Here is a 2,248-nt window from a genome sequence, read left to right as displayed (position 1 = left end):
GGGTCAGGAGACAAGGCTTCGACGGCTACCTACACCTATGACAGTGTGGGCAATGTCACCTCTATCACTAATGGCAATGGCAAGGTCACGACCTATACCTATGACCAACTCTCCAATGTCGTAGAGAAGATGACGGCCCTTGGCGACAAGGAGACCTATCGCTACAACCTTAACAACCAGCTGGAGAAGGTCACCAAGGCCGATGGCGAGACCATCCGCTATGACTACAACCAGTTGGACCAACTGCTTACTGTCGATTACTCCAAGAAAGAAGACGGTCAAGTCCTCTATGCTTATGATGCGGATGGCCGCAGGGTGTCTATGAGCGACCTGACAGGGACAACCCAGTATGAGACCAATGAAGAAGGGGAAGTGACTGGTGTTCGTCAAGGAGACGGCAGTGTCATCACCTACAGCTATGATGACTTTGGCAATATTAGCCAGCTGACCTACCCAGATGGCAGTAGCGTCTCCTACACCTATGACGACTTGGACCGCTTGACCTCTGTGACGGATAAGGACGGGAAGAAAACGACCTACCGCTACAATGAGGCTGGCGACATGACCCAGGTCACCCGTGGGGACGGGACCAAGAGTTTCCTCACCTATGACAGGGGACACCGAGTGACGGAAATGGTTCACCGCGACCAGAAGGACAAGCTGATAGCGAGCTATGCCTATGAGTATGACGACGGTGACTATATCACCAAGGAGACCATCACTCAAGATGGGGAAACCCTTATCCAAGCCTACACCTATGACAGTCTGGGGCAAGTCATCAGTATGGTGGTAACAGACAAGGAAGGAAAGGAACTGTCCAGCCTCACCTATAGCTACGACCTGGCTGGTAACAAGCTGACCAGCACAGAAACCATCGAAGGCAAGGAAGAGACGACCCGCTTCACCTACGATGACCACAACCGTCTCATCAAGTTGGAGAATAAGGACGGTACTACCAGCTACACTTATGACAAGAACGGCAACCGGATTTCCTCTCAGAAGAATGATGAGAAGCTAGACTATATCTACGATACGGAGAATCGTCTATTAGCTGTCAAGGACAAGGCAGGCCTCTTGTTTGCGGCATTGTATGATGGGGACGATAACCGGGTCTTTACCGCTAGTCGTAAGGAAGGCAAGCACAGCTATCGACTCTTCAAGCGAGAAGAGAAGAAGAAATCACCGCATACCGCCCCAAATGGGGAGGCACATAGCCTCTTCTGGTATGGCTTTAGTCAGAATGTCTTACAATCCTTATCCAGTCTCCCTCAGACCATTGGGACTATCTGGCATGCGATGTTTGACGATGTCTCCACTGCCTACCACAAGAAGGTGGCAAAAGACCGAGCCAATGATGAGGGCTTGGTGGTCAACCCACCCGACCTAGGAAACCTCCCGGGTGAGGGAGAGGTGACCTATGCCAGCGAAGTCAAAGAGGTTCTGATTCCTTACACCACACGAGAAGATAGCTTCCACTACTATGAAGAGCGGAATTACGTCAATGACGTCAACCGCAAGCACACCGAGGTTCTCCAGACCTACGACCGGGAGCTGAAAGCCAGAGAAACCTATACCTATGGACAGGGTAGAAGTTCTTACCATAACCATGGGACGGGCGATACCTATCAGTACCTGACCAACCAAGCAGGGTCTGTGACCGGCTTGACTAAGGACGGGCAAGCGGTAGCGTCCAGCAAGTACCAACTATACGGTTCCACTAAAGACAGCACAGACGAAACAGGCAACCCGTATGCCTACAATGGGGAAGCCAGAGATAGTACAGGGCTTGATTACCTGCGGGCAAGGTACTATGATAGTCAGGCAGGAACGTTCTTGACCGAGGATAGTTACCAAGGGGAACTAGATGACCCACTCAGTCAGAACCGCTATGCCTATGTGCAGAACAACCCAGTCAACTACACCGACCCGAGCGGGCATTTTCCCTCTCCGTTTACCATGATGGTGGGAGGCGGAGGAAGACCACTCTATCAGCAACCAAAACCGCTGATTAATCCCAAGGACGGCACCCTCTATGCGCCGACGACTCCCGAACATGAGGCACACCAGATTCGCCAGCAACAGACCGGTGTCTATAGCTATACTTATATTCCAAGTCATGTACCGACTTCTTCTGCCTATGAGTATATTCAGCAACAGGAATCTCAACTGAGGGCCCAAGCGCATGCCCAGGCGGTTCAGTACCGCCAGCAGCAAATCCAACAGGAGTATGCGCAATCAATCGGTCAAT

General features: G+C 51.6%; 1 protein-coding gene. It reads left to right on the top strand.

What is annotated here, in order from left to right:
• A partial coding sequence (locus tag BVE84_RS10240; protein ID WP_279625872.1) for an RHS repeat-associated core domain-containing protein occupies positions 1-2,248 on the top strand: 2,248 nt, incomplete at both ends.

The sequence above is a fragment of the Streptococcus azizii genome (assembly GCF_001984715.1).
In the GTDB taxonomy this organism is placed as follows: Bacteria; Bacillota; Bacilli; order Lactobacillales; family Streptococcaceae; genus Streptococcus; species Streptococcus azizii.
The sequence above is the reverse complement of the archived record's forward strand: the minus strand, read 5'-3'. Positions and strand labels throughout refer to the sequence as shown.